The organism is Halomonas ventosae (assembly GCF_004363555.1).
Classification (GTDB): domain Bacteria; phylum Pseudomonadota; class Gammaproteobacteria; order Pseudomonadales; family Halomonadaceae; genus Halomonas; species Halomonas ventosae.
This window is the reverse complement of record NZ_SNZJ01000020.1, coordinates 80,541-88,683: the sequence shown is the minus strand read 5'-3', so window position 1 is coordinate 88,683 and position 8,143 is coordinate 80,541. Positions and strand designations below refer to the sequence as shown.

Annotated in this window: 7 protein-coding genes and 1 pseudogene; 1 reads left to right on the top strand and 7 read right to left on the bottom strand. The window is 63.8% G+C overall.

Annotated elements, in window-relative coordinates; genetic code table 11:
• Window positions 1-134: pseudogene (locus DFP85_RS19130) on the top strand (IS110 family RNA-guided transposase); the annotation flags it as partial.
• Between the two features lie 85 nt (window positions 135-219).
• Here DFP85_RS19130 and DFP85_RS15645 read toward each other — a convergent pair.
• The 7 genes from DFP85_RS15645 to DFP85_RS15615 form a co-directional block, all read right to left on the bottom strand.
• Complete coding sequence (locus tag DFP85_RS15645; RefSeq protein ID WP_133637364.1) at window positions 220-1,836, bottom strand: glycerol-3-phosphate dehydrogenase/oxidase; 1,617 nt, start codon at window positions 1,834-1,836, stop codon at window positions 220-222.
• 148 nt (window positions 1,837-1,984) lie between these two features.
• Window positions 1,985-3,727: an ABC transporter substrate-binding protein gene (locus DFP85_RS15640; RefSeq protein WP_133637363.1), complete on the bottom strand. Its 1,743-nt coding sequence runs from the start codon at window positions 3,725-3,727 to the stop codon at window positions 1,985-1,987.
• A gap of 57 nt (window positions 3,728-3,784) precedes the next feature.
• Entirely contained in the window at window positions 3,785-4,057 is a 273-nt protein-coding gene (locus tag DFP85_RS15635; protein WP_133637362.1) for a DUF2160 domain-containing protein, read from the bottom strand.
• Between the two features lie 12 nt (window positions 4,058-4,069).
• Window positions 4,070-4,963, bottom strand: coding sequence for a carbohydrate ABC transporter permease (locus DFP85_RS15630; protein WP_243737320.1), 894 nt, complete (start codon window positions 4,961-4,963; stop codon window positions 4,070-4,072).
• Window position 4,964: 1 nt separating this feature from the next.
• The gene (locus DFP85_RS15625; protein ID WP_106231988.1) at window positions 4,965-5,846 is read right to left on the bottom strand and encodes a carbohydrate ABC transporter permease; all 882 of its coding nucleotides are present in this window, start codon (window positions 5,844-5,846) and stop codon (window positions 4,965-4,967) included.
• Window positions 5,843-6,940: an ABC transporter ATP-binding protein gene (locus tag DFP85_RS15620; RefSeq protein WP_133637361.1), complete on the bottom strand. Its 1,098-nt coding sequence runs from the start codon at window positions 6,938-6,940 to the stop codon at window positions 5,843-5,845. Before DFP85_RS15620 ends, DFP85_RS15625 begins: the two co-directional genes overlap by 4 nt.
• 1 nt (window position 6,941) lies before the next feature.
• Window positions 6,942-8,030 carry an ABC transporter ATP-binding protein gene (locus tag DFP85_RS15615; protein ID WP_133637360.1) on the bottom strand — a complete coding sequence of 363 codons (1,089 nt, stop codon included), beginning with the start codon at window positions 8,028-8,030 and terminating at the stop codon, window positions 6,942-6,944.
• Window positions 8,031-8,143: the final 113 nt, after the last annotated feature.

Below are 8,143 nucleotides of genomic sequence, written 5' to 3'. Positions count from 1 at the left end.
CGCAGTACGCGAGGCTACGCAGAGCGGGTAAGCCGACGATGACAGCCTTGGGGGCTGCCATGCGCAAGCTGGTGCATATCGCTTTCGGCGTCTTGAAGTCACAAACCGAATATCGGCCACAACCAACTCAGTGAGGGTTGCGGTCGGTTAGGAGAGACGGTATCTCCTCTTCGGCTTGCCCCCAGCGCCCTCTCGCTTTTTGTAACTGCGATAGCCCTATCAAAACTCGGGTGTTGCCGTCTCCAGATACTCCTGCAGCCGAGCCTCGGCCTGGTCGTCGAAGAGGATCTCGCAGGCCTCGCGCAACCCCGGCGAGTGGCGGATGCTCTCCTCGGGCACCACCAGCGAGACCTTGGCGCGTCGCCTCAGGAAGTCCTCGAGCTTGGTCACCATCTCGCGACGCCTGGCCAGTTTCAGTTCGCAGCGCAGGTATTCGGTACCCTCGATGAGCACCTCGCCCTGGCGCGGGTCCTGGCGGATATCCTCGAGCATCTCCAGCGCCTGGGCACCATAGCGGCGCCAGAGTCGGGTGCTGAGTGGCTCGGAAGCCTCGGCGCGAGTCATCGCATCCAGGTCCATGAGTCGCGCCTGGTGCATGAAGGCTTCCCGCACCGAGGCATCGGGTTCCCCATACCAGCGGGCCTCCGGGTACGGGATCTCGACGCCGAGCCGGCGAACCTCTTCCACCACTTCTTCTCCGACATTGAGACAGTCGGTCAGCTTGCCGCCGAAGATGCTCAGGTGGCGCTTCTCGTCGTCGGTATCGATGGCATGCTTTCGCGACAGGTTGAGGAAATCCCGGTCGCCGCCACCGCTGGGCTTGACGGCCAGGGGGCGCACGCCGCAACGGGTGGCGATGATGTCCTCCTTGCCCAGCGGCGTCTCGAGCTCGAGTCGTGTATTGATGTTGTCGAGCACGAAGCGGATGTCCTCCTCCGTCGCGCCGACCTCGGGCTTCTCGACCCGGGTATCGGTGGTGCCGATGCAGGTGCGCGGCCCCATGGGGATGACGAAGAAGAGTCGACCATCGTCGGCAAAGAAGGCCAGCACCCGCTTGCTGTCGGTCAGCCGGGGCACGATCAGATGGATGCCCTTGGAAAAGACATGATGGTGGTCGGTCTGCTGGCCCGAGAGGCTGTTGTGCTGGTCGACCCAGGGGCCCGCCGCGTTGATCAGCACCCGGGAGCGAATCTCGAAGGTCGTGTCGTCGGTACGATCCCGGGCCGTGGTGATCCAGCAGTCGCCTTCTCGACGGGCCCCCAGTGACTCGACGTAGTTGGCCGCCACGGTGCCGAAATCCAGGGCGCCACGCACGAAGTTGAAAACGAAGCGCGCGTCGTTGTCGTGCAGGTAGGCATCGGAATACTCGAAGCCTCCCTGGGCGTTGCGGGTATTGATGATGGGCTCCCGCGCCTTGATCCCCTCGGGTCGCAGATAGTTCGGCCGCCGCGTGAAGGCACTGCCCATCAGCCAGTAGAGCCAGGTGCCGGCCCAGGGATAGAGCGGATGATGCCGAAAGCCCCTGTTGATGGTGGTCAGGAAGCGGATCTCCTGGACCGTGGAGGGATAGCTTTTGATCAGGTGGTTGCGGCTCTTGCACAGCTTGCGCACCAGCTTGAAGTCGCCGCTCTCCATGTATTTGATGCCACCCCACACCAGGTTGGAGGAGTGCATGCTGGTACTGCCGGCGAAATCGCCCCGGTCGATCAGGGCGACCTTGGCCCCCTTCCCGCTCAGCGCCGCCGCCGCCGAGGCACCATTGATGCCGCCGCCGATGACCAGCGCATCGAAGACCTGGCCGGGGAGCTTGCGGATGTTGTTCTCTCTGAGTTGCATGTCTGGCCCTTCTTTCGAAGCAACGGGCCCCGCTCGGACTGCACCGAGCGGGGCCCTGGGTCCCGTTCAGGCAACCGGTTACACGGAGTGATAGTTACCCGGGCACGCCCGGGGCAAAGGTGGGCGGGTCAAGCGACCCGCCCGCCCATCATTCGCGGGAACCGGCGGCCATCCACGCCTCCATCATCTCGTCGTAGGGCACGGTGGTGCCCTGCGGCATCTCGTCATCCAGCTGCGCCTTGGGCGAACCTTCCTGGTCGAGCCAGTACTGGGGGTCACGCTCCTCGTTGAGGTTGGGCGAGTAGGTCTCGAAGACCTTGGCCCGCGCCAGGCGCGCCATGATGCTGTCGAGATCGCCGGCCAGGTTGTCGAGCGCTTCCTTGGGCGAGATATCGCCGCTGACGGCCGGCGCCAGGTTCTGCCACCACAGCGGTGCCATGCGCGGGTAGTCCGGCACGTTGGTGGAAGACGGCGTCCAGTTGGACTCGTTGGGGCTGCGGTAGAACTCCACCAGGCCGCCGAGCTTGGGTGCCATCTCGGTCATCTGCTCGGAGAACACGTCCGACTCGCGGATCGGCGTGAGGCCCTCCATGAGCTTCTCCAGCGATACCGTCTTGGAGACGGTGAACTGGGCGAACAGCCAGGCGGCGGTACGGCGATCCTCCGGGGTAGAGTCGAAGAAGGTCCAGGACCCCACATCCTGGTAGCCGACCTTCATGCCTTCCTCCCAGTAGGGACCGGTGGGCGATGGCGCCATGCGCCACTTGGGATTGCCCTCCTCGTCGGTGACCGGCAGGTCGGGGGCAGTCATGTCAGCGGTGAAGGCGGTGTACCAGAACATCTGCTGGGCGATCTGGCCCTGGGCGGGTACCGGCCCGGCCTCACCGAAGGTCATGCCGCTGGCCTCGGGTGGGGCGTACTTCTCGAGCCAGTCCACCATCTTGGTCACGGCAAACACCGAGGCCGGCGAGTTGGTGGCACCGCCGCGGGAGACGCTGGCGCCGACCGGCTCACTCTGCTCGTTGACGCGGATGCCCCAGTCATCCACCGGATTGCCGAAGGGCACGCCGGGGCTGCCCATGCCGGCCATGGAGAGCCAGGAGTCATGGAAGCGCCAGCCCAGCGACGGGTCACGACGGCCATAGTCCATGTGGCCATAGACCTTGGTGCCATCGATCTCGCCGACGTGCTCGGTGAAGAACTCGGCGATGTCCTGATAGGCGGTCCAGTTGGTCGGCACCCCCAGGTCGTAGCCGTAGATGTCGCGGAACTGCTCCTGGAGGTCCTCGCGCTGGAACCAGTCGTAGCGGAACCAGTAGAGGTTGGCGAACTGCTGGGTGGGTAGCTGGTAGATGCTGCCATCCGGGCCGGTGCCGTACTGCAGGCCGATGAAGTCATCGAGATCCAGGGTCGGCAGGGTGTAGTCGGCCCACTCGTTCTCCATGGCGTTGGAGATGTTGACGGTGGTGCCGTAGCGGATGTGGGTGCCGATGGCATCGGAGTCGTTGACGTAGCCATCGTAGATGTTGCGGCCCGACTGCATCTGGGTCTGCATGTTGTTGACCACATCACCCTCGCCGATGATGTTGTGGGTCACCTCGATGCCGGTCAGTTCGCTGAACGCCTCGGCCAGCACATCCCGCTCGTAGATGTGCGTGGTCAGGCCCTCGGCGACGGTGTTGATCTCCATGTCGCGGAAGGGCTCGGCCGCCTTGGCGAACCACATCAGTTCCTCGATCTGTTCCTCCCGGGACAGCGTCGAGTCCTGGAAGTGTTCATCGACCAGGCGTTCGGCGATGGCGCGCGCGTCATGGTTGTCGGCGTGCAGGACCGGGCTTGCCAGCATGACACCGGCCGCCAGGAGAGAGAGTCGCATTGTTGTCGCTTTCATGTTGACCTCTTTGGTTGTCGTCGTCCGTCCCTGGACATTCGGCTCCATGCGTTTCTGTCAGCCCCAGCGCATCAGGACCAGTAGCCAGAGCACCGATGCCCCCAGGGCCAGCCAGATGCTGAGCGGGGTGAAGCCCACCACCACCAGGTGGATATAGGCCGCGGAGAGCAGCCCGATGAAGAGCCGGTCACCGCGGGTGGTCGAGATGGGCAGGAAGCCCTTGCGCTCGACCGTTGGCGAGATGACCTCCCAGGCCGTCATGCCGGCCAGCATGGCGGCGATGACCGCGAAGAAGACCGTGGTGGGGGTGGTCCAGACCATCCATTCCATGTCGCGTCCTCCTCAGGTGCGGCCCAGGGCAAAGCCCTTGGCGATGTGGTTGCGCACGAAGTAGACCACCACGATGCCCGGCAATATCGTCAGCGTGCCGGCGGCGGCCAGCGCCCCCCAGTCGATCCCGGAGGCGCCCTTGGTCTGGGTCATCACCGAGGCGATGGGCTGGGCGCCGGTGGAGGTCAGGGTACTGGCCAGCAGCAGCTCGACCCAGGAGAACATGAACAGGAAGAACAGGGTCACGCCGATGCCCGAGCTGATCATGGGGATGAAGATCTTCACGAAGAACTTCGGGAAGCTGTAGCCATCGATGAAGGCGGTCTCGTCGATCTCCTTCGGCACCCCGCTCATGAAGCCCTCGAGGATCCACACCGCCAGCGGGATATTGAACAGGCAGTGGGCCAGCGCCACCGCGACGTGGGTGTCGAACAGCCCTACGGTGTAGTAGAGCTGGAAATAGGGCAGCAGGAAGACGGCAGGCGGCGCCATCAGGTTGGTCAGCAGCCAGAAGAAGAGGTGCTTGTCGCCGATGAACTTGTAGCGGCTGAAGGCATAGGCGGCCGGCAGGGCCACGGCGATGCTGATCAGCATGTTCATCAGCACATAGGTGATCGAGTTCACATAGCCCATGTACCAGCTGGACTCGGTGAGGATCTTGGCATAGTGCTCGAGGGTGAAGCTCTCGGGCCACAGGGTCAGCCCGCCGAGGATCTCGGTGTTGGACTGGAAGGACATGTTGAGCAGCCAGTAGATCGGCAACAGCACGAACACGATATAGGCGGTCATGAGCCCCCGGCGGCGCCACTGGCGTGAGGCCGGGCGCGCCTTGCGACGACGCCGGTTGTCGGCGGCCGCGGCCCGCTGGCGAACGGCGTCGGGGGTCGTGGGCAATGAATCACTCATGTCATGCCTCCTGGTTGTTGTCGTCTTTCTGCATGTTCATGATCGCGGTGTAGAACACCCAGGTGACCAGCAGGATGATCAGGAAGTAGATCAGCGAGAAGGCCGCCGATGGGCCCAGGTCCTGCTGTCCGATGGCCATGGTGGTCAGCGACTGGCTGAGGAAGGTGGTGGAGCTGCCGGGGCCGCCGCCGGTGAGCACGAAGGGCTCGGCGTAGATCATGAAGGAGTGCATGAAGCGCAGCAGCACACCGATCACCAGCACGTTGGTGAGCTTGGGCAGCTGGATGTAGCGGAACACGGCCCACTTCGAGGCGCGGTCGATGCGCGCCGCCTGGTAGTAGGCATCGGGAATCGAACGCAGGCCGCTGAAGCAGAGCAGCGCGATCAGCGGCGTCCAGTGCCAGACATCCATCAGGATGATGGTCGCCCAGGCATCCACCGGGCTCGCGGTGATGTTGTAGCCATAGCCGAGCTCACGCAGGCTCCAGCCCATCAGGCCGATATCGCCCCGGGTGAAGATCTGCCAGATGCTGCCTACCACGTTCCAGGGAATCAGCAGCGGCATGGTCACGAGGATCAGCACGGCCGAGGCCTGCCAGCCCTTCTTGGGCATGATCAGGGCGATGCCGATCCCCAACGGCACCTCGATGGCCAGCACGGTCAGCGAGAAGGCAAACTGACGGAGCACGGCCGCCTGCAGGGCCGGGTCGTTGAGCATCTCCTTGAACCACTCGGTGCCCGTGAAGAAGCGCGTATTGGCATCGAAGACGTCCTGGACCGAGTAGTTGACCACGGTCATCAGCGGGATGACGGCCGAGAAGGCCACCAGCAGCAGCATCGGCAGGATCAGCCACCATGCGCGATTGTTGTAGACCTTGTTCATTGTTCGATCTCCACGCGATATTCGTCGACGTAAAGGCCGAGCCGCTCGTCGGGAAAGCGCAGCCATGCCTTGCCGGTGGGCGTCGCCTGGTCCTCCTCGATCCGCGCCTTGAGGGCCATGCTGCCCAGCGTCAGGTAGACGATCGAGTAGGTCCCCAGGTCCTGGGCGTGATCCACCCGGGCCTCCATGCCCCCCTCGACCGGCTCGGGATGCACCTCGATGAATTCGGGACGAATGCCGAGCTTGATGTTGGTGGTACGGGCACGGGCCACGGCGTCATGGACGCCCTGCCCAACCGCCAGTTCGGTGTCACCGGCCATCACGCGCCCATCTCGGGTCGTCACCTCCAGGAAGTTCATGCCCGGGCTGCCGATGAAGTAGCCCACGAAGGTGTGGTTGGGCCGCTCGAAGAGCTCCCTGGGCGTGCCGAACTGCACCACCTGGCCCTCGTACATCACGGCGATCTTGTCGGCGAAGGTGGAGGCCTCGAGCTGGTCGTGGGTCACGTAGACCATGGTGATCTCGAAGCGCTGGTGGATCTCCTTGAGCTTGCGGCGCAGCTTCCACTTTAGCTGGGGATCGATGACGGTAAGTGGCTCATCGAAGAGGATCGCCGAGACATCCTCGCGCACCAGCCCACGGCCCATGGAGACCTTCTGCTTCTCGTCGGCGGTGAGGTTCTTCGCCTTGCGCTTGAGTTGTGCGGTGAGTTCCAGGACGTCCGCGACTTCCATGACGCGCTCATGGACCCGGGCCTCGGGGGTCTTCACGTTGCGCAGCGGAAAGGCCAGGTTGTCGTAGACCGTCATGGTGTCGTAGATGACGGGAAACTGGAAAACCTGGGCGATGTTGCGCGCCTCGGGAGGCAGGGCATTGACCACCTCCCCGTCGAAGAGCACCTCGCCGCTGGAGGGCTCCAGCAGGCCGGAGATGATGTTGAGCAGGGTCGACTTGCCGCAGCCCGAGGGGCCGAGCAGCGCATAGGCTCCCCCCTGGTGCCAGACATGGTCCATCTCGCGGATGGCATAGTCCTCCGGCGACTGGGGGTCGGTCAGGTAGGTATGGGCCAGGGATTTCAGGGTGATCTCTGCCATGTCACAGCCCCCCCAGGTGCGTCGGAATATGCACCACCGCCCCCTGGCGGTCGAAGGCATAGACCTTGTGGGTCGGGAAATAGAGCGTCACGGGCGCATCGACACGGAACTCGTGGACCCCCTCGAGGTGCACCGTCATGTGGAAGAGGTCGTTGTGCACGTGAAGGAAGGTCTCGGAACCGCTGATCTCCGCCAGGTCAACGGTCATCTTCACCTCGATGTCATCCTTGGCCCGGGGCGTGAGCGAGATGTGCGAGGCGCGCACACCGAACCGATACTCACCCGGTGCCAGGCTGCGCAGGTCGTCGTTGATGGGGAAATGCAGCGTCTTGTCGAAGGTCACCTCGGCGCCGGAGATGATCCCCTTCACGATGTTGATCGGCGGCTCGGAGAACATCTCCGCGGTCAGGATGTCGCCCGGACGGTGGTAGACATCTTCCGTGCGGCCATACTGCAGCAGGCGCCCTTCATGGAGCACGGCGGTGTTGCCACCCAGCGCCAGCGCCTCGGCGGGCTCGGTGGTGGCATAGACGGCGATGCAATTACGCTCGCTGAACACGCTGCGCAGCTCGTCGCGAAATTCCTCGCGCAGCTTGTAGTCGAGGTTGACCAGCGGCTCGTCAAATAGCACGACATCGGCATCCTTCACCAGCGCGCGCCCCATGGCGGTCCGCTGCTGCTGACCGCCGGATAGCTCGAGGGGCAGGCGATCGAGCAGGTGCTCGATATGCAGCATCTCGGCGACGTCCCTCACCCGCCGGTCGATCTCGGCGCGCGCGACCTTGGCCAGCTTCAGGGGCGAGGCGATGTTGTCGTAGACGGAGAGGGCCGGATAGTTGATGAACTGCTGGTAGACCATGGAGACGTTGCGCTTGCGCACCGAGCGCCCGGTCACGTCTTCGCCGTCCATCAGGATTCGCCCCCGGGTCGGGGTGTCGAGGCCCGCCATCAGCCGCATCAGGGTGGTCTTGCCGGCCAGGGTCCGTCCCAGCAGGACGTTGAAGGAGCCCGGCTGGAGCTCCAGGTTCACGCCCGAGATGTGAGTGGCGCCACCGACCACATGGTCGATGTTATCTAGGATCAAGGACATACAGATCTCGACGGTTCGTTGTTATGTGGTGGGTTCGGAGACTGCTGAACACAACCTAGTCGAGATTCGCTTTCAAACACAAATGTCGTCAACCGAAAACACCGCGAACGGGG

Coding starts and splice junctions, on each gene's coding strand:
- DFP85_RS15645 (WP_133637364.1), bottom strand. CDS start 1,836: ATGCAACTCAGAGAGAACAACATCCGCAAGCTCCCCGGCCAGGTCTTC.
- DFP85_RS15640 (WP_133637363.1), bottom strand. CDS start 3,727: ATGAAAGCGACAACAATGCGACTCTCTCTCCTGGCGGCCGGTGTCATG.
- DFP85_RS15635 (WP_133637362.1), bottom strand. CDS start 4,057: ATGGAATGGATGGTCTGGACCACCCCCACCACGGTCTTCTTCGCGGTC.
- DFP85_RS15630 (WP_243737320.1), bottom strand. CDS start 4,963: ATGAGTGATTCATTGCCCACGACCCCCGACGCCGTTCGCCAGCGGGCC.
- DFP85_RS15625 (WP_106231988.1), bottom strand. CDS start 5,846: ATGAACAAGGTCTACAACAATCGCGCATGGTGGCTGATCCTGCCGATG.
- DFP85_RS15620 (WP_133637361.1), bottom strand. CDS start 6,940: ATGGCAGAGATCACCCTGAAATCCCTGGCCCATACCTACCTGACCGAC.
- DFP85_RS15615 (WP_133637360.1), bottom strand. CDS start 8,030: ATGTCCTTGATCCTAGATAACATCGACCATGTGGTCGGTGGCGCCACT.